The sequence below is a fragment of the Phormidesmis priestleyi ULC007 genome (assembly GCF_003003695.1).
In the GTDB taxonomy this organism is placed as follows: Bacteria; Cyanobacteriota; Cyanobacteriia; order Leptolyngbyales; family Leptolyngbyaceae; genus Phormidesmis_A; species Phormidesmis_A priestleyi_A.
On record NZ_PVWG01000018.1, the window covers coordinates 25,160 to 49,675 of the forward strand.

Genomic DNA, 24,516 nt, shown 5'->3' on the forward strand with positions numbered 1-24,516 from the left:
CGCTAATTTAATCCATTCGCAACTGCTCAAGCGGCTGAATGCCCAACCACTCCAGATCTTGTTTAAGCTTTTTAAGCTGAGAACGATCGACCAGCAATAAATCGGGAGACAGCCGCGCCACGAAACGAGATCGTAGTATCTCACTGCGGGCGATCGCGTCAAATACCTCCCAGTTGGTGCAACGCAAAACGACAATTTCTGCCATCTCAAGCGTGGGTGGACGACCTGCCCAGGCAGTTAACGCCACTTTTAATAAGGGTGGCAATTCGTCAGTGCGTCTGGCTTCTAAAAAGTCAAGAATATCACTGGCTTTGTTGCCTGCTTGCGCCGCTTTAACGACACTGGCTTGAGTCAGTGTCCAAGTGTTATCTGAATCTTTCTCCATCCATCGCTGTAGCTGCGTTTCTAATAGCAGATCCTTGACTGACTTTACTTGCGTTACTTCTCCGGTTTCACCGATTTTTAAGCAGCGACTTAACGGCTGGTCATAGCGGATTTTTTGTTTGATCAATGCCTCAATCGCTGGCGTGTTTTGATCGATTAGCAGAAAGCGATCGCCCAAGATTTTGCCACTCACTCCCTGATTCATTGCCGTTTGCATTGATTGATGATCTGCAAACTCAATCATCTGCGTTTCGCGTCGCAATGTAATTTGTTCTCGCAATCCTCCCCATTGTTGAAGGTCGATTTCTACATTTTGCGGCACCGGAACCTTTGCCCCAGTTCGCAGTGCGTTGAGAAATTCTTCTAGCGATCCGCCGCGCTCTAACCCTCGATAAACTGACTCACGGGTGAGGCGATAATGGGCAGTGTGCTGCTGAATGTCGAGACGATCGGCATAGCGATCGAGAAAGATCATTTGAGACGGGGCGACTTCATCAACATAGACCAAAAGCTCAAAGTTGGGTTGCACAATCCATGCAGGTTGCGGAGCCATCTCGACAAACGATGCAGCCAAATCGGGATGCAAAATCATTTGCCCTAACTCGGTGACTCTAAAACTGACGATCGCCTCATTTTGATTCGAGAATTCCGATCGTGAATTCCAGCCTAATTCGACGATTCCTAACAGATACAACCATGTTGATAATGCGTAGCGAAACCAATGTTTTTCGCGTTGCTGCCATTCTTTGCGCTGCCGATCTCTCCAGCGTTTAGCGCTTTCTTCTGGGTCAACTCCCGCCGCACGAAATTGGGATGGAATAAACCCGGTCAGTGAGAAGCGATCGCCGATGCGATCGAACAGAAATTTTTCTAAATCATCAAGGCTAAACCAGGCAGATTGATCAGACGGCAACAGCTTTAGCACCAGCAATAAAATCTGACGCGCCTCAATATAGCTGCTGGCATCAAAAAAACTGCTGGCTTTCCATTCAGTCCATTCAGCCGCGACGCTAAACCCTACCAACAGTTGACTGATCTGAACCGGGTAAGGACGATTGGCAAAGGTTTCGATCGGCGCAGCTAACTCTAGCTGAGTGTCGTCCCTGTGGGTAGTCAAAATTCCTGAATAGACACTCGCTGCTGTTAGGGCGATCGTCGGTTGCGGAAACCAAAACCCATCGATTTCTGTACCGTCTTCTTCCCAACGCTGCGCCTTAGTCAACTTGCGGAGGCTGTTGACTTGAGGAGTGCCCGATTTAGTTAGCTTCAGACCTCCCAACCCTGAGACTGCCTGCATAAAGCCCAAAATCGTCAACACCACACTGGCAGGACGACGATAAGAAGAAATTTTAGGGGCGGCGGTTTCTTTGAGATCTAAGGTCGGAAAGTGAGGTTCGCTAACCTGTTCTAGAATTCGTTCATCAGAGAGCAGTTGTTCAAAATTTAGCCCATAGCCATAATAACCATCGATCGAATGAGTCGCGATAAATACACCGCTACGAATCAACTCGTGAGCATAAGCGATCGCTTCGTTGCCAAATTTATTGGTGAGATCGGGCTGCTCAACTCCCAACAGCGCTGCCGTGATCATCACCGTGCGAACCGAAACTTTGCCGCCTTGGGCTTTTGCCAGCTCTAATGCCAATCGTGCATAAGGCTTTAACTCGGCGATTAATTGCTGAATCTGCTTTGCGTCTTTTAGCCCACGAGCGATCGCCGCAATGCACTCACTTTTAGACGTTTGTTTGCCTCTAAACCCCCAAGACTTCGCCATGTCTTGGACGATCGGTTGCGCGAGTTGAGTCAGATAGGTGTCAAATCGCAAAGGAACCATCATCACCTCCTACAGCACTTTGGGGAGTTGCCCCAACTTTTTAAGACGTTCTAATAATTCGTCGAGTTTGCCGGGTGCCACGATCGCCGTCAGGTCATTCAATCGTGTGAGAATAAACGGCGCAGTTCGCGGATTAGACATCAGAGTAGTGAGTAAAAGCGGCGTAGCAACCTCGATCAGCGACACCCGATCGTGCAGGGTAGCGATCGCTTGATTTGAGGTGACCGCTTTGCGTTTTGTCATCCTCCCGCCCTCAAGATTTGATCAGCCATCAGTTGTAAGTCAGGAAACATAACAGAGACAACTTGATTGTCCCCTCGAAACTTTCTCGACTGATAAGCCTCATCCTTGAGAGTCAACACTGCTAATACTGTTCTATCTGGGTCAATCTGCCAAAACTCAGGAATGCCTCGCGCTGCATACTCCTTCGGTTTTTCAACATAGTTACGATTGTAGTTATCGCTACCTGGTTTCCCTGGTGAGACGACTTCGATCACCAGCGACGGGATAGGCATCTCAAAAGTGAGTAGAGCTTGCTTCTGACCACTGATAGCGATCGCAGATTCTTCTGAATGAACCATCAAGTCAGGCTCCCTAGCTGTGACTTCGCTGCTACTGACAGAAATTTGCTGCTTGATTCCCAATCGACTATAGGAAATGCCCAGTTGCAAAAAAGCTGCAATCAGAAAAACAGCAATCTGAGTATTCAACGTACTTTCAGCACCCTTCTCAACTAACTCCCCATTAACCAGTTCATAACGGGTGTCAGTGCCATCGTCATAGTCAAGATATTCCTCAATCGTTCTAAATCGGGGTTTGGCTTGCGTCATTGGCGTTAGCTTCGCTCCACATAGTGTTCGCCCTCCAGTTTGCCTTACGCTGCTTTGTCGATCAACTTAGGAACGTGGATTTATTAAGGTGTAACTTCTCGCCCTCCCCCTCAGGAGCTACGGTGTACACCAATCTTTGTCGCTGCGTTTGGGTCGGCTTTTGCCCCCTAAATCCCTCATTCTGGGGGACTTTGAGCTAATACTCTGGTTTCAAAGTCCCTCACTCGTGGGGGATTTAGGGGGCAAAAGTCTCGGCGACGACAAATCAGAGGACTTTTACAGGTTGTTAATCCACGATCCTAAGTTACTAATCGGGTCAAGTCTTGAAGTTAAATCTCAGGATATCGCACTCACGCTAAATCACGATCGCTGTTCTGTCAGTTCTACGAGAGAATCTCTTGCGATCGCTTGCCCGGCAATATAGCCCGTCGTCCAAGCGCTTTGGAAGTTAAACCCGCCCGTAACGCCATCAATGTCTAACACTTCGCCCGCTAAATAAAGCCCCGGACAGCAGCGACTCTCCATCGTTTTGAAATTGACTTCTTTAAGATTCACGCCGCCACAGGTGACAAATTCTTCTTTAAATACTCCTTTTCCATTAACAGTGTATTTCCCTTGAGTCAGTTCTTGAATCAGCAGATTGAGCGTTTTATTTGAGAGTTCTGCCCAGCGAGCTTCTTTATGAATGCCGACAGCAGCCGTGAGTTTTTCCCACAAACGACGAGGTAACAGCACTGGGCAACTCGACCCGATCGCTCGTCTCGGCAACTGCGATTTGACTGCCAACAATTCTTGCCGCAGCGCTTCTGGATTTTGCTTGGGCAACCAGTTAATCACCAGCGTGGCTTGATAACGATGCTCATGCAGAACTCTAGCACCCCACGCAGACAACTTCAGCACCGCCGGGCCGCTCAAGCCCCAGTGCGTCACTAACAGCGCTCCAGTTTGCTCTAGTTTGGTGTCGCCTACCTGCAACCGCAACCGCACCGGATCGACGGCAATTCCTGACAAATCTTCTAGGCGATCGTCCGTCAAGTTAAACGTAAACAGAGAAGGGGCAGTCGGCTCGATCGTATGTCCCAACTCTTTCGCAATCTGATAGCCTTGGGGATTGCTGCCCGTCGCAATTAATAATCGATCGGCGTTGAGAACTTCGCCTGATCGCAATTCAATCTCAAAAGCGCCATCTTTTTTGATAACTGATTTAACGCTGGCTCCTAGACAAACATTAATTCCAGCGTCTTGAGCTTGTTGAATTAGACAGTGAGCGATCGTGGCAGAATTGTCTGTAATCGGAAACATTCGCCCGTCTGCTTCGGTTTTGAGCTTGACGTTTCGCGCTGTAAACCACTCGACCGTATCTTTAGCTTGAAATTGACTAAAGGCACCCCGCAGCGCTTTGCTACCTCTGGGATAGTTCTGCACCAGGATTGCCGGATCAAAACAGGCATGGGTGACATTGCAGCGTCCGCCACCCGACACGAGCACTTTGGTGAGCGGTTGCCGACTCGCTTCGAGCAGCGTCACATCAGCGCTACAGTTGGTTTGGGCACAGGTGATCGCACCAAAGAAGCCAGCCGCTCCTCCTCCAATCACGACCACTTTCAACGGTTGAGATAACAAAGAATTTGGTTAAAAACGATAGAGACTTAATTCTAACGGGTGAGGAGCGATGAGATTGATCGAGCGGTGGTAGTTGTCGTTGAAACTGTGCGATCGCATCCAACACGTCTTTTACTCTATTTTGCCAATCTCTAGAAGGCGCGAATAGCCTCCCGGAAAATAGGCTCTCGTAGGTAAGGTTTGAGTGAGTCGGGCGTACCCAAATCAACCGAACTCTCTAAAATCTCTTCTAGGTATCGTTTTAGACGGACAAACGTGAACAAACCAATTGGACGATCGAACTCTACTAGCAGATCAACATCGCTGTCTATTCGCGCTTCATCTCTTGCCACTGAACCAAACAGAATAAGAGACTTCACGCCAAAATCTTTCAGCGTGTTCTGATGGTTGGTCAGTATTGCAAGGGCTTCATGTTGTCGCATTACACAGCCTACAACTAGGAGAAAGATCTACTGTCGTTGAAATGGTGCGATCGCTGCGTTTAGTCGGAAAAGATTTGTTAGTTTGAGCCGAGATCATCAAAGGTTGCTCGTTGCATCTGACGTGCTAAATCTTTCCCATCCAGCATCTTTTGGATCGATGCTAATCATTCGTCCTGAAGCTTTTGAACGATCGATATACACTTGAAAAGCTGCTAAGTCTTCTCGATTAGTCAAAACATAATGACGTAGCTCATCAAGGCTCATCAAATCATTATAGTTTGCAGATGTCATGGCTCGTATCCTCCAGTTGGTTTAATCTCAAAATCAAGATTTTCTTCAACAAGTACGTATAAGTTTCCAGTGCGTTCATCTATCCTAACGAGTTCAATGCTTCTACATTGCCTCACCTCTCCATAAGCATTCAGTATTTAGAATTTAAAGATAACTTTTGTCAGAAAATTGCTTCATCATTCGTCTAAAGAGTTGGTAGTAGGTTATCGAACTTATCAATGATAGTAGTAAATAAATCACTGCATACAGCATCTTTGAATAGCACAATGCTATAAATGGTAGAAGAGTACCGACAATAAAGAAGACTATCAGGAGAGACCTAAATGAAGTCTTATAAACGCCTGTAATAAACCTCTGCTCACTCTTTCCCATATTAAAGTTGAAAAGCTGTGAGTCTTCTGCTTCTCCTAGAAATTTCTTTATCTCTATTTCATAAGCTTGAAGGTTGTAAACAAAATACCATCCATAAGCCTGCTTAATCAGAAACAAATATCCAATTATGTCGATAACTGCTAATATGCTTAAGAAACCTAAAAACAAAATAGAACTAGAATCAAGCTTAGAATTTATAGGTGCAATTAGGTCAGAAATAGGCTTCCATATAACTATCACTGCACCTGCTGCTCCAAAGAGTTTGAAATCATCAAAAGTACTCTTGATAAGTTCATCACACTTTTCGCTGAGTCTTGTATACTCTTTGTAAAGATAGTCAATTTTCTGATTAGAATCTGTACTCATCACTAGGTACACCCTATCTCTGCTGTAAACCTGATTGCCCTATTAATAGCCTCAAAGCAAACTGACTAATCCACAACTTTAAGATAATTTAACTTTAAGGTATCAGTAACTTCGGCTACTGCTTCCACTGAGGATTTGAGGTATCGCTATTTCTGGGCTTAATGTTTCTGCCTATTTCAAGGCTTCTTCGAGCTTATTTTGATTCCACAGAGTTCGATACAAGCCGTCTTTCTCTAGCAATTGCCCGTGAGTTCCCGATTGCATGATTTGCCCTTGATCCATCACGAAAATCCGATCGGCAGATGCCGCCGCCGAAAGTTGGTGAGAAATAAACACTACCGTCTTACGCTGGGTTCCTTCTGAGAGATTTCTCAAAATCTGGGTAGCGGTTTGGTTGTCTACACTCGACAGCGCATCATCTAAAATCAAAATCGGGCTATCGACTAAGAGCGCACGGGCAAGAGCAGTCCGTTGTCGTTGACCGCCAGAAAGGGTGATGCCTCGCTCACCGACGATCGTGTCATAGTGCTGCGGAAAGTTAAGAATCTCATCGTGAATTTGCGCTTGTTTTGCCGCTAACTCAACTTCAGATAACTCTGCATGAACCTTGCCATAGCGAATGTTGTTTTTAATCGACGTGCTGAATAGAAAACTTTCTTGCGGTACATAAGCGATCGCGCTTCGCAAATCTTCAATCCGCAAACTTGTAATGTCATATCCATCTAAAAATAATTGACCCGGCGAAATATCTAATAAGCGAGGAAGCGCATTTGCCAAGGTGGATTTGCCGGAGCCGATCGCCCCCACGATCGCCACAGTTTCCCCTGGAGCAATCTCAAAGCTGATGTGATTGAGCGCCGGAACTGCCTTTTCTGGCTCACTGGTGGGATAGGTGTAAAGCAAATCTCGCGCCGTTAATCTGCCTTTCACCTGGTCGATCGCTAACGGAATTGCATCAGGTTTATCTTTAATTTTGGGTTCAACCGTGAGAATAGATTCGACTCGATCGATACTCACTTCACCCCGTTGGTAAGCTGTGATCGTAAAGCCCAGCAGCGCTGTCGGAAACACTAACTGTCCAACAAGCAGCAAGAGCGCGATGAAATCACCGACCGAGATTGTGCCACTGGCGATCGCGCCACCGCCAAACCACAGCAAGATCAATCCGCTTAAATAACCCAAACCTTGGAGAATTGGAAACAGCGTATTGCGAGTCTTTGCCAGTTCCAGATTCGCATTCAACAACTGCCGATTTAATTGCCGAAACGCCTTACGCTCGTTTTCTTCTTGACCATAAATCTTGATCAGCGCAATGCCGCTCATGTCTTCTTGAATCAACTCGCTCATGGTCGAGAGTTCTTCTTGCACGGCAAGCTGCTGATTTCGCAACTTATGGCTAAACAAATTCACCAAAATCAACATAAACGGATAGACCGAGATTGCCATCAAGCTCAATCTCACGTTAATCCGCATCATGACAGGCAGCGTCAGGGCATAAGCAAAGGTTGTGTTTGCCAAACTCAGGACCGCAAAGCCAAGCAAGCGCCGAATGTTTTCGACATCGCTCGTCGCTCGGTTGATTAGATCTCCGATCGTATTCGTCGCAAAATAAGACGGCTCTAGCCTGAGCAAATGATTAAAAATCTTTTGCTTGAGATCAAACTCAACTTGCCGCCCTACCCCAAACAGCAAAGTTCGCGAGATCATTCGCACACACCACATCACTGAGGCAAGCACCAAGATCAGCCCCACAAAATATAAAACACGATCGACGCTGAAGGTGACTCCTAACTCGTCGATCGCGTCTCGAATCAACAGCGGAATGTAAACCGCCAGCGCGTTCACAACTAGCAAAGTGCCGATGCCCAACGCCGTATTGCGCCAGTGGGGACGTAAATAAACCCCTAGTTTTTGAAGTTGGGAACGCGCCATGATTAGGGACTCTATCAAAAATTTAGAAACTCTCTCATCCTATCGCTATCTCCAATGTAGAGACACGACATGTCGTGCCCCTACGTTCGATCGCAATTTGGAATTGGGTTTAGATGGTGCTGACGGGTCTAATCCAACCCCGCAGGAAATAATAGATAGAGGCAATGTATTCATTGATCACGCGGGAACTCAGAACAAATGCCTGAGTGTTGGGCAGCAAATCACCTAAGCGAAAACTGCGCTCAGTTAAATCTCGACCCTGAGTGCGCCGTCGCAGTGAGTCGCGCTGCGGCAGCGTATGAAAATCAGTGGGGCGAGAAACGATCGTGACGACTGTTTCTGATCCCTGATTATTAAACTCTCGATTAAACGTCAGTGCCGCTCGACTCATCTCGATCGCAGAGGTGACTAAAAAAAGCTGATTTCCAAAGTTGACCTGTCGAGAGCGCAGCAATGCTCGGACGTTGAACGCGCTGTCGTGCATGGTAGGGCTATTGTTATCTTCTAAAATGCCGCCCAACGGAACGCCCTGACTTTGCAAAAATCTCACAATATCTCTTGATTCTGCGGTGCCTTCTCGCGTCTCGCCCTGTTTACGATCGCGTTCCTCTCTAGACCCAGCACTCACCACCAGCAGAGGATTGTTGCCCCGCGTCACTTCTTCTTGATAAAGTCGCGCCGCATAGATTAAGCGATTGCCCTGCTCGGTGAGTTGAGTCGGCTGCTGAGTCAGAATATTGTAGGCATTTTCAGTTAATGGCTGTGGCGGCTGAATCAGCGGTGCTTGAGCGTTTTGATTGGGTGTCGGGGCAGGAGCAGGCTGAGTTCGCGGGCGAAGCTGGAGCCGAGTCGTGCCTTGACCTAGCAGCACGATGACGCGCCGTCCTCCTATTGCCTCTGCCGGAGCCGCACGAGTGATTTGTAGGGCTTGAGCTTCTGCGCGTTGACCCAGAAAATAAGACACCGCCGGGATGCTCAAAATCAGCAGCAACGGAATTGCAATTCTGAGCAAGATTAAGCCCGTTTTAGAAACCGTCCCCCTAAAAATTCCTGGTAAGACGATTAGCAAGAAAATCAGAATTAACCCCAAAGGGCTAAATGGAATAGCAAGAACCTGCCAAATATCTCCAAATAGCCCCTCAGCCGGGCCACCTCGATAAAAAGTGATGGCAGCCACTCCTAGCAGCAGCAAAATAACTAATCCGCCTAAAAATGCTCTAGGCAGTGCTTTGAGCAAAACATACCAGGTGAAAAGCCCCACGACAATCCAAAGCAACACCTGGGTCAAGAGCACAAATACGTCTGTTACCAATAAGACCATGCTGTAATTCCTTAAAGTTCTGTGGCGAACCTCGTTTAGTATTTAGACTCAATTCATAAAGCACGAAGTTAATCTATCAGTCATGCATTCAGGAAGGCATTTATGCCTCAAAACCCCATTTCGTCTAGGATTGTACCGAAAATTGCCGATTTGTCATCCAAAATTAAGTACGATCGCCGCAATTTTTTTCAAACTGAAGTTTAAAGTGCAGAACTTTAGTAGAATTCTCGGCGCTAACCTGGCTCAAAAAGGGTAAAAGTCGTGCAAAATGCAGGATTGTCACTCCCAAACGCAAGCTTAAATCTAAGCAGCGCGAATTTTGGTCAGTTAGAAGGGTGTTGTAGACAGTGAGGTAACGATCGGTGGAATTAATTCTGGCAGGAATTGTGTTTGTTGTAATCTTTTTTCTCCTAATGCAAGAGCTTTTTGGGAGCAAAAAGAAAAAATAACGGCGATCGAGATCTGGGATCAAGCAGACAACCCGCTAAAAGTTTGGCGAGATCCTGGCAATCTCACTTAAACCTTCTGTAAGCGTTTGATGAGCTTGTCCTGAGAACCGGGGCTTTTATTGAATAAGGTTTTAGGATTTAGAACGAATTCCTAAGCCTTGAAAAGAACTGCAATTTCGTGAGGATCTAGCGTGCAATCAGATAAACCAGCCATTTTAGTCACCGGAGGAGCCGGGTATATTGGCTCCCATGCGGTGTTAGCCCTTCAACGCGCCGGGTATCACGTCGTCATTCTCGACAACCTGGTCTATGGACATCAAGACCTCGTAGATCAAGTGCTCAACGTCGAATTAGTGGTGGGCGACACTAACGATCGGGCGCTGCTCGATCGCCTGTTTTCCTCGCGCAAATTTGCGGCAGTCATGCACTTTGCGGCCTATGCCTATGTGGGCGAGTCAGTCACTAAACCCGACAAATATTATCGCAACAACGTGGTGGGCACCCTGACTCTGCTAGAAGCAATGACGGCGGCGGCGATCGACAAATTTGTCTTTTCTTCGACCTGTGCAACTTATGGCGTTCCCAATACGGTGCCGATCCCAGAAGACCACCCTCAAAATCCGATTAATCCCTACGGGGCGACGAAGCTGATGGTCGAGCGGATCTTGGCTGATTTTGACCAGGCATACGGACTCAAATCGGTGTGCTTCCGCTATTTCAATGCCGCAGGTGCAGACCCTAAGGGGCAGTTAGGCGAAGACCATGCGCCAGAAACCCATTTGATCCCGCTGGTGTTAATGACCGCATTGGGCAAGCAAGATTCAATTTCAATTTTTGGCACCGATTATCCGACCCCGGACGGAACGTGCATTCGCGACTATATTCACGTCACTGATCTGGCTCAAGCACACGTGCTGGGGTTGGAATATCTGTTAAAAGGCGGACACTCAGAAACGTTTAATTTGGGCAACGGCAGTGGCTTCTCAGTCAGAGAGGTAATTGAGAGTGCGCGTCAGGTAACGGGAACCCCGATCGCTGCCATCGAGCACGATCGTCGCCCTGGTGATCCGCCTGCGCTGGTAGGCAGTGGCGAAAAAGCCCGAACCATTCTAGGCTGGAAGCCCGAATATCCCGACATCAGTCAGATTCTTACCCACGCCTGGCAGTGGCACCAAAAGCGTCACGGAGCAAAATAATCGTGAAATTACGTAGGGCATGGCATTGCCGTGCCCGTCGCCCTTGCAAATAACCAACATTATTCAATCCACAATCCTAAAATGCGCCTACCCTAGCAAAAATGACGTAGAGGGTTTTTAGAATCAAAACCAGATCATAGAGCGGTGTCCAGAGAGCCTGATAGCGCAAATCAAGCTTGACAATATCCTCAAAGTCAGTAATGGTCGATCGACCGTTAACCTGCCATTCACCCGTCAACCCTGGTTTAACGGTTAGACGCTGCCAGTGATGTTCACTATAGTGAATCACCTCATCAGCAGTGGGCGGGCGCGTCCCTACCAGGCTCATTTCTCCAGTCAAAACGTTCCAAAATTGCGGTAGCTCATCTAGACTGGTGCGACGGAGAAACCGCCCGACTCTGGTGATCCGAGGGTCTTGCTGATTTTTGAAGATCAGCCCTTGTGCCTCGTTCTCAACTTGGGTCTTTAGCGCCTCTGCATTGTTAACCATTGAACGAAATTTATAGATGCGAAACGGCTTGCCCATCAGCCCATATCGCTCCTGACTATATAAAATATTGCCGGGGCTATCGAGCCGAATGACGATCGCCATTGGCAAGAAAATTAAGCCGACGATTCCTAGCCCAATGAGGCTGCCCATCACGTCGATCGCTCGTTTGACAATAGAGCAAGTCGATCGATGCGGGACGTTAAGGTGAACAGAAGCCGTAATCATAAAATCGGCAACCCCTGATTAAGATTTAGCGCGTACTGTCGAGCTAGTTTCAGTGATGGGAACGGTGAAAATACTGAAAATGCCTGTCCAGTCATGCGTATCCCAGAATATAGTTAACGTCTTAGTGAGCGACAGTGCTAAACGCAACACTTCCTCAAATCTTTTTGTTGCTTGAATAAATTAAACTTTTTGTGAAGTTCTGATGAAGCGCTTAGGGTTGAAGAACGTAGAGCCGTAGTCTATTTGGGAAAGAGGTTTGGTGCGTGACAGAATCGGACGATCGTTTAGAGGCTACTGTTGGGCAGATTGCAGAAACCGTGCTGGCAGCGACTGACGCGATCGAACAACTCGCCGATCGCTTAGATGAGTTGTCGTCTCAAGTTCAGCAGCAGGGCTATGAAATTTTTGCCTTGAGCGATGCGATGCAAACGTTAGCAGCAAACCAGGCTGATACCCTCATTCGACTGTCTGAGTTGACCGAAACTTTGCAGCAAATGAATGCGTCTTTAAAAGAAGCTGATGATTCTCCCTCCGAGGAATTACGGAGCAACCGAGCTTAAGACTCAAAATTCTGGCGATTACGATTCTTTGCGTAATTCATTGAAACTTGATAATTCTGTCGAGTTGGAAACAATTTGCAGACAAAGTTTTATACTTTAGAGTTCAACCTTTGATGCCTGGAGGTTGAATGAGTCAAGACCTTTGAGTATTACCCGAATGGGTAAGTGATTTTGACCGGGGTTGTAAGGCAAACTCTATAACAGGGCATTGAGGACGGCAACTCCATGACACTTGCAGAAGAAATTGCTGACAGATGGCGTTTACAGTTACAGAGTGATCTGCCCAAGAGCAGTCGATCAACTCACGAAACCATCATTCAATGGCTTTTAGGAGAAGACCAAGTGCGGTTTGACGACTTGCTTCCCCATCAGCTAGAAATCGCCAAACAAGCGATGGATTATCGCTATCGCATTCTGTGTCAGCGCTATCTAGACGCAGGCCCCGAACGTGCTTATAAGGGGCTGATTCAGCGATTGAGTAGCCTATTTTTGATTCGCAACAAAATCCGCACTTGGATTGCGCTCTCGCGCGATCGTCAGCGATCGGTCGTCGATGTGCTGCAAGAAGTGATCCAAGAATTGCTGCAAAATGATCACTATATGCAGCAGCAAATTGCCTGGATTGCTCAATGTACGAGCGATCCCCGGCTTCGCAATGCGCTTGTTTTAGCCAGCACCGAAGAATATTGTCTCCGCCCGATTCGCAATCAGCCGCTGCTGGTCTATCGCTTTGTCAACTATCTGCGACGCTCTCAGCGTGGCGGTATGACTCAAGTTCCGGTTGCCGATTTTATTCGCCTAGTCTCAGAAGAGATTGCGCCCGACGACTCTGAAGGGTCAGTCAGCTTGCTCGACGGGCAGGCGATCACTCACTATCAAGAAGCGCAGGCGCAAGAACAACAGCAAGAACTGCGACAGACGATCGCGCAAGAGTTTGAGTCTTATTTAGCAGAGCGAGTTGATCCCCTGGCGGCTGAGTGGCTCAAACTTTATTTGCAAGGGCGATCGCAGGAGGCGATCGCCCAAGATCTTGATATGCCCATCAAACAGGTTTATCGACTGCGAGAAAAGGTTAACTATCACGCGGTTCGAGTTTTCGCCTCTAAAAATCAGCCAGAACTTGTGACCGAATGGTTAGGACGATAAGGATCGTAAATTAAATAAAGTAGGGGCATGGCACTGCCGTGCCCGTTGGTGTTGCAAGTAACCGCGATATTATTTAATCCACGATCGTAAGCCAAATGTAATCCCTACGACTCATGACAGATTCAGAGTTTGCTTTAATGAATCACAATTGACCCGAAACGTCATTGGCGATATTCACTATGACCGTTGCAAACTCGATCTCAACCAAAGCTCCTCTGTCTCCAGAAGACCTGCAAAAGATAGATGCCTACTGGCGGGCTGCGAACTATTTGTCGGTCGGGCAGATCTACTTGCGCGACAATCCTTTACTTAAAGAACCGCTCAAACTGGAGCATGTCAAACCGCGATTGCTCGGTCACTGGGGCACTACGCCCGGTCTAAATTTCATCTATGCTCACGTCAATCGACTGATCAAACGCTATGACTTGAACGCGATTTATGTCGCTGGGCCGGGGCATGGCGGGCCGGGAATGGTAGCAAACACCTATCTAGAAGGCACCTACAGCGAGTTTTACTCCAACATTACGCAAGACGAAGAAGGGATGCAAAAACTGTTCTTGCAGTTTTCCTACCCTGGCGGAATTCCGAGTCATGCGGCTCCTGAGACACCGGGTTCGATTCACGAGGGGGGTGAATTGGGGTATGCGTTGGTTCACGCTTATGGTGCGGTGTTTGACAACCCTGATCTATTTGTCTGTGCTGTGGTGGGCGATGGTGAAGCCGAGACAGGCCCGTTAGCGGCGAGTTGGCACTCCAATAAATTTATCAATCCGGTGCGAGATGGGGTAGTGTTGCCAATTCTGCACTTAAACGGCTATAAGATTGCTAACCCGACGGTTTTAGCGCGGTTAGACGATCGAGAGTTAGAACACCTGTTCATTGGTTACGGATACAAACCCTACTTTGTAGAAGGGAGTGATCCGGCAACGATGCACCAGCTAATGGCGGAAACGCTGGATACGATCGTCACCGAGATTCAGGGCATTCAGCGAGAAGCTCGAACGCATGGATTCACCGATCGTCCTCAATATCCGATGATCGTGATGCGGACTCCGAAAGGGTGGACAGGGCCAAAAGTCGTCGATGGCGTTCAAATCGAGAACACGTTTCGAGCGCACCAGGTGCCACTATCAGAGCTTGCCAGCAAGCCAGAACACATACAAATGCTGGAATCGTGGATGAAAGGCTATAAGCCAGAGGAACTTTTTGACCAAACAGGCAAACTGATCCCCGAATTGGCGGAACTGGCTCCAGTGGGCGATCAGCGCATGGGGGCAAATCCTCACGCTAACGGCGGTTTATTGATCAAAGATCTCAGATTGCCCGACTTTAATGACTATGCGATCGATATCAAAGATCCCGGCACGGTCGCAGCGGAATCAACTCGCGTGTTGGGAATGTTTCTGCGCGATGTGATGAACTTAAACGCAGAGCAACGCAACTTTCGAGTGTTGAGTCCTGATGAGAATAACTCGAATCGATTAACGCCTATTTTAGAAGCCACCGATCGCGTCTGGGCTGCCGAGATTTTGCCCGGTGATGATCACCTTTCTCGTGACGGTCGCGTTATGGAAGTGTTGAGTGAGCATCTCTGTCAAGGGTGGCTAGAAGGCTATCTGCTCACAGGTCGTCACGGATTTTTCTCGTGCTATGAGGCGTTTATTCACATCGTTGACTCGATGTTTAATCAGCACGCCAAATGGCTCGAAGCCTGTCGTCATATTCCCTGGAGAAAGCCGATCGCGTCGCTCAATTATTTGCTAACGTCCCACGTTTGGCGACAAGATCACAACGGATTCACGCACCAAGATCCGGGCTTTTTGGATGTGGTGATCAATAAAAAAGCGACGATCGTTCGCATTTATTTGCCCCCGGATGCCAACACATTGCTCTCGGTTGCCGATCACTGTTTACGCAGTCGCCACTATGTCAATGTGATCGTCGCCGGAAAACAACCCGAACTGCAATGGCTCGATATGGATGCGGCGGTCAAACACTGCACCGCAGGATTGGGAATTTGGGGATGGGCGAGTAACGATCAAGCCTGCGAACCCGATGTAGTGATGGCGTGTGCAGGCGATGTCCCGACTCTGGAAACGCTGGCAGCCGTTGACTTTTTGCGGTTGCACTTCCCCGATCTCAAGATTCGCGTGGTCAACGTTGTGGATTTAATGACGCTGCAACCTCAGACCGAGCATCCTCACGGCATTTCCGATCGTGAGTTTGACTCGATTTTCACCACCGACAAGCCAATCATTTTCGCGTTTCACGGCTATCCTTATCTGATTCATCGCTTAACCTATCGCCGCACCAATCACGATAATCTACACGTCCGAGGCTATAAAGAAGAGGGAACCACGACAACCCCCTTCGACATGGTGGTTTTAAATGATCTCGATCGCTTCCATTTAGCGCAAGATGTCATCGATCGAGTTCCTCAACTAAAACATCGTGCCGCTTATGTGAAACAGATGATTCGAGATAAACTAATTGATCATCAGCATTACATTATTGAGCATGGTGAAGATATGCCAGAGGTAGAAGATTGGAAATGGCAATATTACAGTGGTTCTAATGCTGAGAAATCACAGCCGAAAACCACCGTAGAACAGACCTCTGACAAAGAGGCGATCGCCACAGGCGAAATGGATGACTCGGCTGCTTCGGCTCATTCATAGCGTAAGGCTGACTTGCCCTCTCCCTTGGGAATCGCCCCCTAAATCCCCCATTCTGGGGGATTTAGGGGGCAGAAGCCCCTGACAACGAAGCGAAAAAACTCGTCGAACTGACATCATATTAGCCTCCACAATTTACTCCATCTACTAATCACAATCGATGAGCCTAAGACTTTACTTTCTCCGTCACGGACAAACCCCTTTCAGCCGTGAAAATAGCTACTGCGGCGCTCTTGATCCTGAGCTAACTGACGAAGGCACACAAATGGCAGAAGCGTTTGCCATCGCCTATCAAGCCACTCCTTGGACAGCCATTTTCGTCAGCCCGATGAAACGCACGATCGCCACTGCAAAACCGCTTTGTGACGCAGTTGGAATCGGAATGCAATTGCGAGATGGATTGAAAGAGATCAAATATGGTAAATGGGAAGGAGAAACCGTTGAAGCCGTTCAGGCAACTTATAGAGAAGAGTATGTGAAATGGTTGGCAGAACCCGCTTGGAATGCTCCAACAGGCGGAGAAACGGCAGTCGAAATTGCCAACCGATCGTCCTCTGTGATTACTGAAATTCAGCAGCATTACCCCGATGGAAATGTTTTAGTTGTATCGCACAAAGCCACGATTCGGATTATTTTGTGTAGCTTGCTAGGCGTTGACTTGGGGCGGTTTCGCACTCGCATTGCGGCTCCGGTTGCGTCGGTCAGCGTTGTAAAATTCGATCGTCACGGGCCTTTATTAGAGCGATTGGGCGATCGCAATCACCTAAGTGAGGCGTTGCAAGCATTGCAGGGAACATGAAAATTTTAGTGCTGAATGCTGGCTCAAGTAGTCAAAAAAGCTGTCTTTATGAGTTAGATGGCGAGTTGCCCAATCAGCCACCACAGCCGATTTGGGAAGCCAAAGTCGATTGGACTCATCATCAGAGTTTTGCAGAAATTGAGGTCAAAACTCAGCAGGGAGCCGTTTTACAAGCAGAGATTCCGGGGCAAGACCGACCCGAAGTGATCGCTCAGATGCTCGATAAACTGTGGAGTGGTCAAACCGCCGTGATTCAGCAGCCTTCAGACATTGATATCGTGGGTCATCGGGTCGTTCATGGCGGACAGGACTATCGAGAAAGTGTCCGAGTTACCGCAGAAGTGAAAGCAGCGATCGCTCGTCTCGCCATTTTTGCTCCGATTCACAACCCAGCCAATTTAGAGGGCATCGACGCGATCGAACACGTTCTCGGATCGGTGCCACAAGTCGCCGTTTTTGATACGGCTTTTCACTCTAAATTGCCCTCATCGACGACGGTTTATCCAATTCCCTACGAGTGGTTTGAGAAAGGCATTCAGCGCTATGGATTTCACGGCATTAGTCATCGCTATTGTGCCGATCGAGCCGCTCAACTTCTGCAACGCGACGCATCAGATTTGCGATTGATCACCTGTCATTTGGGCAATGGCTGCTCGTTAGCTGCGATTCGGGATGGTCGTAGCGTCGATACCACAATGGGCTTCACACCGCTAGAAGGCTTGATGATGGGCGCTCGATCGGGGTCAGTTGATCCCGGAATTCTGATTCATTTACTGCGGCAAGAAGGCTTTAATGCTGACACGCTCGATCGGATGCTCAACCAAGAATCTGGCTTAAAGGGCGTGTCTGGAGTCTCTGCCGATATGCGACGAATTCGAGCCGCGATCGAGCAAAACAATCCCCGCGCAAAACTAGCGTTTGATGTTTATATTCATCGGCTTCGTGCCCAAATTGGAGCGATGCTGCCCAGTTTAAATCGACTAGATGCGTTAGTTTTTACAGCAGGCGTAGGTGAAAACAATCCAGAAGTTCGATCGGCTGCCTGTGAAGCGTTTGAATTTTTGGGGTTGAAACTTGACGACTCAAAAAATACTAATCATCCTAAAGATCAAGATATTGCAACGCTGGATTCAACAATTCGAGTATTGGTAATTCACACTCAAGAAGATTGGGCGATCGCGCAAGAATGCTGGAAAATCTTCACTCAATGAACTGAATCACTCGAACTTTAGAGCCAAGCAGATCACGATATTGAGCAGATTTCGCTTCGATTTCTTGCAATCGCCCCAACGCTAAACCACACGGTCTACCATATTTTGCTTGAACCCGATCGCTGGCGATTTGTAGTGCTGTCTGCGATCGCTGAACAAAATCATCAAGATCATAGTCATGATTGGGAACGAAATAATCTTTAACCACTAGAGACATCATCAAATAACGTCGCTCCGCCTGCGATGACTAACTGAGCGTTTGGATAGTCGTTTAACACTTGCTTACAGGCTTGCAGCAATCGAATTGAATTCTTTCGAGGTTCGATGCTGCCCACCGTTAAATAGATGGGAGATCCTGTTAGGTGCGATCGCTCTTTAAACAGTGGTTCAGAACCATTGAAATTAGGAGAGAATCGCTTTAAGTTAACACCCTTAATCACTCGCGGAGCGTGAATCTGATAATGTTGCTGAAGTTCATTTTGCCATTTCTCACTTACACACAAACAGAGATCTGATTCACGAATCGATCGATCCTGACATTGCTGAAGATAAAGGCTAATGTAATCTTCAATGTGATGAACGGTTCGCACAAAGTGAGGAATCTGCTGTTGCTGAACGAGTTTTGCTAACGCATTAGCACTAATGCAATCTTGAGCGTGATAGACATCATAAACAAGTTGAGCCTGACTCAGATAGTCTACAAATTCTTGAATGCGTTGTTGAATAAGTTTATCAATGTCAGTCGGTGTCGATCGAGCAGGCACAGCCCCATAGTCACAAGATAGCGGATAATCAAATCCTTTTCCATCTTTATCCAACGCATAGACGCAAACGCAATGACCTAAACCATGCAACGCCTCTGCTAACTCCAACGTGTGAGGAACGCTTTCTCTAGGCTTTGTGGAGTAGGTAAATAAAGCGATCCGGTAGAGGCGATCGTCTGTCAGTACAGAAGTTTTTGGCATTTCAATTGAAACGAGTTAGTAATAGTTCTCAGTAATAGTTCTCAGATTGCAGCATTTTTTCAAAACGACAAATCACTTGCCCCTCACCCCTGCTAATCTAAAACTGTGAAGCCAATATTGAGAGTTTTTTATGAATTATCTTGTGGCAGTGCTGGACGATCGCATTCAGGCAGAAGCCGCTTACTCTGCGCTAGAAAAAGACGGCTTGCCGATGGACAAAGTATCAATCTTGGGCAGAGGCTATAAAAGTGCCGACGAATATGGCTTGATTGACCCCAACGAGCAAGCCGGAAAACAAGCCAAGGGAATGGCGGTTTGGTTGGTGCCATTTGGGTTTGCGGCTGGCTTATTGTTTAACTCCATCACTAAGTTGGACACGTTTCCATGGGCGGGCGCGTTAGGAAATCAGCTAATCGGTGGGGTGCTGGGCGCGATCGGGGGCGCAATGGGCAGCTTTTTTATTGGCGGTGGCGTAGGGCTGGTGGTGGGCAGTGGAGATGCCTTGCCCTATCGCAATCGCCTCAACGCTGGCAAATATATCGTGGTCGTCAAAGGGTCAGATGCACTGACTCGCAAAGCAACCAGCATTTTGCGCCAATTTGAGCCAGAAAATCTGCAAGGTTATTTTGATGCCAGTGATGTCTAGAGTCTATAGGAGGGCACGTTAGTTTGTTTGGCGTCTTGTTTGGATCTCAAGGGGATGTGAGTACTGTAACGATTTTGCAAAAAAACATTCGGCTTCAAGGCATCTATGTGGGCAGTCGCGATATGTTTGAAACTATGAATCGAGCGATCGCGCTGCACCAGCTTGGACCCATTGTCGATCGAGTCTTTTCGTTTAACGAAGTCCGTGAAGCTTTGAACTATCTAGAAAGCGGTGCTCAATTCAGTAAGGTTTGTTTAAAGCTTTCCTAACATGAGCCATCCGGGACAGAATGGCAGAGTCGCCAAACGCTCAATTCAGTAAGGTTTGTTTAAAGCTTTCCTAACGCTAGACGAGTGAATTTTGGGGTCAGGGTTAACTCCTTACAATTTAACCTAATAAATTTCCTGACACTGATAGTAAAACTGCGTAGAATAATATACTAAGCTACTCAAGATTGCGTATTCGATCTGGCTTCAAAGATGTTCATAATCCTTGCCAGTCTTTTACGTTTAAGCGAATATCTTGCATGTGCAAAAAGGGTGTAACGAACGTACTTCTCAGGGTGTAAGTTTTCCCTTTGGTGGATGCTCCGATCGACTGATGTTTGTCGATTCAAAGTTTTTACGTTGGGCGCAAATAAATCTATGTAAAGCTTCTTTGTGGAGCATTATGTAGTTTCCATGTGTTTGACCCACAGTGCAGCATCATTGGGCACAGAACGCTACAGTATCATCACTTAGGTGTTTTCCCCAGTACTCAATTTTCTTCACCCTGCTGAAAAAAAGCCCTATAGCAATGACTTTAAGAGTGCAGTTTTTAAGTACCCCCCGATCTGACCGCAGTCTCTCTGGTGTTCCTCTAATGAGTAATCAAACTCGAAAATCGTCTCAAAGACCTTGTTTTCAGTCCAAAATTGCGATCGGAGTGTTGGCTGGCTGGCTAGCAAGCAACTTCTCAGCCCAAGCGATCGCGGCAGACATCGCGATCGGCAACGGTGGCATTAAGTTCGATCGGGATACCACCCTTGAGCCAAGCTTTCTAGAGTCTCATGGGGCTTATCAGTCTACGTTTGGAGTCCTCAACGTTGACACCAACGAAAAGATCCCTCTATTGGTTGAAGTTAAGCCTGCTGACGCATCTGCTTCGGTAGGTCGCCCCTCGACAAAAGTAAACGATCGAGATACTCGATTAGACTTTGCAGGCACCCCCGGAAATACCGTCCCCCAACCGATCTCCAAGTTCACGTTTCGGGCGAACAATAATTATGTTTTCTATTTAGAATCCACTCTCAATGGTCGCCCCGCTGGGATTGTTTACTCCACAGACACCCTTAACCCCAATCAAGAACGGCAAGTTGTTTTTGCAGGCAAACCCGCCGATCTTTGCAACCCAGACGGCATGCTCATAGCGTGGGATGACACTGGCTCAAAACTAGTCAAAACTCGACAGCAGCAAGACGAAGATTTTGATGACTACATTGTCAGACTGCGCGATAGTGCCTGTGCCCCCAAGGCAAGTGAGCCTCCGGGTGTGATAGCAGGTGCTCCTCCTGGCAGTGTGCCGCCGGGTGCATCTGGCGGGGGGGGAGACGGTGGACTGATTGGGGGTCTAGGTGCACTGGGGGCAATGATCGCTCTCCTGGCACCGGATGACCATAAAAAGGATAATTCCTCGCGGGTGACCAATCCACCGGGAACTACTCCACCAGGAACCAATCCACCGGGAACCAATCCACCAGGAACCAATCCACCAGGGCCTCCGCCCAAAGATACCCTTCCTCCGGGTAAGCCAATTCCGACACCATCGACGTTTTTGGGGTCTACACTGGCACTTGGCTTAGTCGCGTTCACGAGAAGACGACAAGATAAGCGCCTTAAGAAAAAATAATCCTAATTCGATTTACGTGTACAGATCCTCATCAGGGTACAGCAATGCTCATCCAGAAAGAGCGCGGGGTATGGGCATGATAGGTCGTGCCCTCTCGTTGCCGCACAACTGAACGTGATTTTCTGCCCTCATTTCTGTTTGAGGCTCTAAAATCAAGCCAGTGCTGTGGTTATTAGCTTCTCCAATGGTTCAATATACGCTTGCTCAAAGCCCCGAAGTCATTCTCACAGTTTCGGGCAAAGACTCCGCAAAAGCCCGTGAAAAGGCAATGGATCAACTCATGGAATTGATGGATGACGGTAAACTGCCGACTGATTTAGCAGATGGGTTCAGTCCGAAACAGTTTATTGAAGTCAAAGACCCCGGAGCGATCGCTGCTGGTGATGAAGATTCACTCAATCAAGCCGTTCAGATTTTGAGCAGCCTCGCCACGCTCAAGCTGAAGGTTCAAGAGTCTCGCACTGAGGCGCTACAAGTGCGCGAACAGCTTGATATTTTGTTTTCAGACGATTTTGTGAGCGAGGAAGAAGTCATCCAACTCAAGGATGGCTTCAAAGTTCTCAAAACTTATGCTCAAGCAAATTTGCGATATCGAGAAGCTCGCGCCCAGGCAGAAGAGGCCCGTATCGTCTTAGATCAGGCGCTTCAGTCGCCTCCAGAGCCAAAGACTCACAAGGGTAAAGGTTGACACACTCCCCTGCCCTAAAAGGACGGGTGCGACTCGTTCGCTAGAAACTAATCTATTTCTAGATTGGGGGATTAGCGGCAAGGAGCCACAGGAACGCAAGTCCCGTTGAACCTCGACTCCAACAATGTTCGTATCGGTGAAATTCCGACCCTTTGTGGTGACAAGGTGAAGGATGGAGATTCAGCGATGGAGTTCTGAAGCTCTTAAAACACGCCGAAACTCCCATCAAGCGCCACGTCAAGGTCAAAGGAACGGTATCCCTCTACGATGGGAACTGGACGTACTGGAGTAAAAGACGGGGTGTATACCCTGGCATCAGCACAGAGTCTCAACTGCCATCAAGCGTCAGAAAGGCTAATGTGCTGAATGGGGACTTCATTTCCATCTGGATGACGCGATTGAAATTCATCACCTTGATGGAAATCATCGCAATACCAAAATGGAGAATTTGACAGCCATTCAACCGTCACTGTCACAACTGGATACACGGTGGAAACGGCAATCTCTCAACTCAATTGAGTACCCATACCCAGGGTCAATCTGGAGAGGAGCCGAGTAAGCGGAAACTCTCACGTCCGGTTTTGAAGCCAAGCATGGGAGGCGACCTCCATGCTTAGGTTAACGAAGTGTGTCAACCTACAACTATTTTCTGATGACAGATTTGCAACCGATTCAGGTGATTGGCGGAGGAATTGCGGGCACCGAAGCCGCGTGGCAAATTGCCCAAGCGGGCGTACCTGTGATTTTGCACGAGATGCGTCCTCAACGACTTAGCCCAGCTCACCACAGTGAGCATTTAGCTGAGTTAGTGTGCAGCAACTCGTTTGGGGCACAAGCCACCGATCGGGCATCGGGTCTACTCCATGAAGAATTGCGTCGGCTAGGCTCGATCGTCATTAGCAAAGCTAACGAACATCAAGTTCCGGCGGGGGGAGCGTTGGCGGTCGATCGCGCCCAGTTTAGCAAAGACCTGACTGACACTCTCGCCAACCATCCACTGATCGAATTGCGTCGCGGCGAACTTCCTCAAATTCCCGCCGAAGGAATTGTCGTTCTCACAACGGGGCCGCTGACCAGTCCCGCCCTAACGGAGGATCTACGTCGCTTTACGGGCATGGAATATCTGAGTTTCTTCGATGCTGCTAGCCCGATCGTCGTGGGCGAATCGATTGATTTTGAAGTGGCATTTCTGGCATCTCGCTACGATCAGGGAGAAGCCGCCTATCTCAACTGCCCGATGAACAAAGACCAATATTTGCATTTTTGGCGAGAATTAGGTCAGGCAGAACAGGCAGAACTCAAAGATTTTGAGCGAGAAACCGCCAAGTTTTTTGAGGCGTGTTTGCCGATCGAAGAGATGGCACGACGCGGCGAAGACACGATGCGCTATGGCCCGCTCAAACCCGTGGGACTGTTTGACGATCGCCTCGGCGATTTCCGTGCGCCCGAAAATCAGATCCATCGACCTTATGCAGTGGTGCAACTGCGTCAAGAAGACAAGGGCGGACAGCTTTGGAATATGGTCGGCTTTCAAACCAACCTGAAATGGGGCGAACAAAAGCGCGTGTTCAAACTGATCCCCGGTTTAGAGAATGCTGAGTTTGTCCGCATGGGTGTGATGCACCGCAACACGTTTATCAATTCTCCCAAACTTCTGCACGCCACACTGCAATTTAAACAACGCCCGACGCTGCTTGCTGCTGGGCAATTGAGTGGCACCGAAGGCTACACGGCTGCTGCTGCCGGAGGGTGGTTGGCTGGTACTAATGCCGCTCGTATCGCCTTGGGACTGCCAACCGTCTCACTCCCTGTCACAACAATGATGGGTTCTTTGTTTGACTTCATCAGTTCCGCGTCGCCCAAGCACTTCCAGCCGATGCCGCCCAACTTTGGCATTTTGCCCGCGCTGCCGCAGAAGATTCGCAACAAGCAAGAACGCTATGGCGTGTATCGCGATCGTTCCCTCTCTGATCTCGCCACCTGGAGCCATCAAACCAAGATTTCGGATCGGGAAGTGTCTGCGGCGATCGGAGCTTAGGATCGTGAATTAAATTTAAGAGGCAGATTTACGAACGGGCATGGCACTGCTATGCCCATTAGCCTTGCAAGTAACCGACATTCTTTAATTTACGATCCTTGGTGATTTTGCAAATTAGCGATTCAAGCAATGACCCTGTAAACCTTAAGTTCATCTTAAATTGGTC

The 24,516-nt window shown here is 48.1% G+C and carries 24 protein-coding genes; 11 read left to right on the plus strand and 13 right to left on the minus strand.

What is annotated here, in order from left to right:
* Window positions 1–7 precede the first annotated feature (7 nt).
* The 10 genes from C7B65_RS15620 to C7B65_RS15660 all read right to left on the minus strand — a co-directional run bounded on the left by C7B65_RS15620 (window position 8) and on the right by C7B65_RS15660 (window position 9,375).
* On the minus strand, window positions 8–2,218 hold the full coding sequence (locus C7B65_RS15620; RefSeq protein ID WP_073069640.1) for a helicase-associated domain-containing protein: 2,211 nt from the start codon (window positions 2,216–2,218) through the stop codon (window positions 8–10).
* A 9-nt stretch (window positions 2,219–2,227) separates the two neighbouring features.
* The gene (locus C7B65_RS15625; RefSeq protein WP_073069641.1) at window positions 2,228–2,461 is read right to left on the minus strand and encodes a hypothetical protein; all 234 of its coding nucleotides are present in this window, start codon (window positions 2,459–2,461) and stop codon (window positions 2,228–2,230) included.
* Window positions 2,458–3,048, minus strand: a complete 591-nt coding sequence (locus C7B65_RS15630; RefSeq protein ID WP_073069642.1) for a Uma2 family endonuclease — start codon at window positions 3,046–3,048, stop codon at window positions 2,458–2,460. The genes C7B65_RS15625 and C7B65_RS15630 overlap by 4 nt, the downstream gene beginning before the upstream one ends.
* A gap of 360 nt (window positions 3,049–3,408) precedes the next feature.
* Window positions 3,409–4,671 (minus strand): BaiN/RdsA family NAD(P)/FAD-dependent oxidoreductase, encoded by a 1,263-nt coding sequence (locus C7B65_RS15635; RefSeq protein WP_223257282.1) that lies wholly within the window; start codon window positions 4,669–4,671, stop codon window positions 3,409–3,411.
* A gap of 131 nt (window positions 4,672–4,802) precedes the next feature.
* Complete coding sequence (locus tag C7B65_RS15640; protein WP_073069643.1) at window positions 4,803–5,093, minus strand: nucleotidyltransferase family protein; 291 nt, start codon at window positions 5,091–5,093, stop codon at window positions 4,803–4,805.
* 96 nt (window positions 5,094–5,189) lie between these two features.
* Window positions 5,190–5,384, minus strand: a complete 195-nt coding sequence (locus C7B65_RS15645) for a DUF6887 family protein (RefSeq protein WP_073069644.1) — start codon at window positions 5,382–5,384, stop codon at window positions 5,190–5,192.
* Window positions 5,381–5,500 (minus strand): DUF6888 family protein, encoded by a 120-nt coding sequence (locus tag C7B65_RS29630; RefSeq protein ID WP_397428385.1) that lies wholly within the window; start codon window positions 5,498–5,500, stop codon window positions 5,381–5,383. The genes C7B65_RS15645 and C7B65_RS29630 overlap by 4 nt, the downstream gene beginning before the upstream one ends.
* Window positions 5,501–5,528: 28 nt before the next feature.
* Entirely contained in the window at window positions 5,529–6,122 is a 594-nt protein-coding gene (locus C7B65_RS15650) for a pepsin/retropepsin-like aspartic protease family protein (protein ID WP_073069645.1), read from the minus strand.
* Between the two features lie 171 nt (window positions 6,123–6,293).
* Window positions 6,294–8,054: an ABC transporter ATP-binding protein gene (locus C7B65_RS15655; RefSeq protein ID WP_073069646.1), complete on the minus strand. Its 1,761-nt coding sequence runs from the start codon at window positions 8,052–8,054 to the stop codon at window positions 6,294–6,296.
* Between the two features lie 109 nt (window positions 8,055–8,163).
* A complete protein-coding gene (locus tag C7B65_RS15660; protein ID WP_073069647.1) occupies window positions 8,164–9,375 on the minus strand; it encodes a YdcF family protein in 1,212 nt (403 codons plus the stop codon).
* 640 nt (window positions 9,376–10,015) lie between these two features.
* Between C7B65_RS15660 and galE the strand changes: the two genes are divergently transcribed.
* A complete protein-coding gene (gene galE / locus C7B65_RS15665) occupies window positions 10,016–11,020 on the plus strand; it encodes a UDP-glucose 4-epimerase GalE (RefSeq protein ID WP_073069648.1) in 1,005 nt (334 codons plus the stop codon).
* Between the two features lie 76 nt (window positions 11,021–11,096).
* On the opposite strand, the gene C7B65_RS15670 is transcribed toward galE, so the two are convergent.
* Window positions 11,097–11,735: a sugar transferase gene (locus C7B65_RS15670; RefSeq protein ID WP_073069649.1), complete on the minus strand. Its 639-nt coding sequence runs from the start codon at window positions 11,733–11,735 to the stop codon at window positions 11,097–11,099.
* 263 nt (window positions 11,736–11,998) lie between these two features.
* Here C7B65_RS15670 and C7B65_RS15675 point away from each other — a divergent pair, with 263 nt between their 5' ends.
* From C7B65_RS15675 to C7B65_RS15695, 5 genes are all read left to right on the plus strand, one after another.
* Window positions 11,999–12,295: a hypothetical protein gene (locus tag C7B65_RS15675; protein WP_073069650.1), complete on the plus strand. Its 297-nt coding sequence runs from the start codon at window positions 11,999–12,001 to the stop codon at window positions 12,293–12,295.
* Window positions 12,296–12,520: 225 nt separating this feature from the next.
* Entirely contained in the window at window positions 12,521–13,441 is a 921-nt protein-coding gene (locus tag C7B65_RS15680) for a HetZ-related protein 2 (protein WP_073069651.1), read from the plus strand.
* A 179-nt stretch (window positions 13,442–13,620) separates the two neighbouring features.
* Window positions 13,621–16,119 (plus strand): phosphoketolase family protein, encoded by a 2,499-nt coding sequence (locus C7B65_RS15685; protein WP_073069652.1) that lies wholly within the window; start codon window positions 13,621–13,623, stop codon window positions 16,117–16,119.
* 157 nt (window positions 16,120–16,276) lie between these two features.
* Entirely contained in the window at window positions 16,277–16,915 is a 639-nt protein-coding gene (locus tag C7B65_RS15690) for a histidine phosphatase family protein (RefSeq protein ID WP_073069653.1), read from the plus strand.
* A complete protein-coding gene (locus C7B65_RS15695) occupies window positions 16,912–18,126 on the plus strand; it encodes an acetate kinase (protein WP_073069654.1) in 1,215 nt (404 codons plus the stop codon). Before C7B65_RS15690 ends, C7B65_RS15695 begins: the two co-directional genes overlap by 4 nt.
* Here the strand turns inward: C7B65_RS15695 and C7B65_RS15700 are convergent.
* Entirely contained in the window at window positions 18,116–18,343 is a 228-nt protein-coding gene (locus C7B65_RS15700; RefSeq protein WP_244913214.1) for a hypothetical protein, read from the minus strand. The two genes, C7B65_RS15695 and C7B65_RS15700, sit on opposite strands and share 11 nt — an antisense overlap.
* Window positions 18,327–19,091, minus strand: coding sequence for an MSMEG_0565 family glycosyltransferase (locus C7B65_RS15705; RefSeq protein ID WP_073069656.1), 765 nt, complete (start codon window positions 19,089–19,091; stop codon window positions 18,327–18,329). Before C7B65_RS15705 ends, C7B65_RS15700 begins: the two co-directional genes overlap by 17 nt.
* A 130-nt stretch (window positions 19,092–19,221) precedes the next feature.
* Between C7B65_RS15705 and C7B65_RS15710 the strand changes: the two genes are divergently transcribed.
* The 5 genes from C7B65_RS15710 to trmFO all read left to right on the plus strand — a co-directional run bounded on the left by C7B65_RS15710 (window position 19,222) and on the right by trmFO (window position 24,350).
* Window positions 19,222–19,737, plus strand: a complete 516-nt coding sequence (locus C7B65_RS15710; RefSeq protein ID WP_073069657.1) for a hypothetical protein — start codon at window positions 19,222–19,224, stop codon at window positions 19,735–19,737.
* A gap of 56 nt (window positions 19,738–19,793) precedes the next feature.
* Window positions 19,794–20,006, plus strand: a complete 213-nt coding sequence (locus C7B65_RS15715; protein WP_223257283.1) for a zinc-binding dehydrogenase — start codon at window positions 19,794–19,796, stop codon at window positions 20,004–20,006.
* A gap of 592 nt (window positions 20,007–20,598) precedes the next feature.
* Entirely contained in the window at window positions 20,599–21,624 is a 1,026-nt protein-coding gene (locus C7B65_RS27865) for a hypothetical protein (protein WP_181314413.1), read from the plus strand.
* 160 nt (window positions 21,625–21,784) lie between these two features.
* Window positions 21,785–22,312, plus strand: a complete 528-nt coding sequence (locus tag C7B65_RS15725; protein ID WP_280523186.1) for a hypothetical protein — start codon at window positions 21,785–21,787, stop codon at window positions 22,310–22,312.
* 652 nt (window positions 22,313–22,964) lie between these two features.
* Window positions 22,965–24,350 carry an FADH(2)-oxidizing methylenetetrahydrofolate--tRNA-(uracil(54)-C(5))-methyltransferase TrmFO gene (gene trmFO / locus C7B65_RS15730; RefSeq protein WP_073069807.1) on the plus strand — a complete coding sequence of 462 codons (1,386 nt, stop codon included), beginning with the start codon at window positions 22,965–22,967 and terminating at the stop codon, window positions 24,348–24,350.
* Window positions 24,351–24,516: the final 166 nt, after the last annotated feature.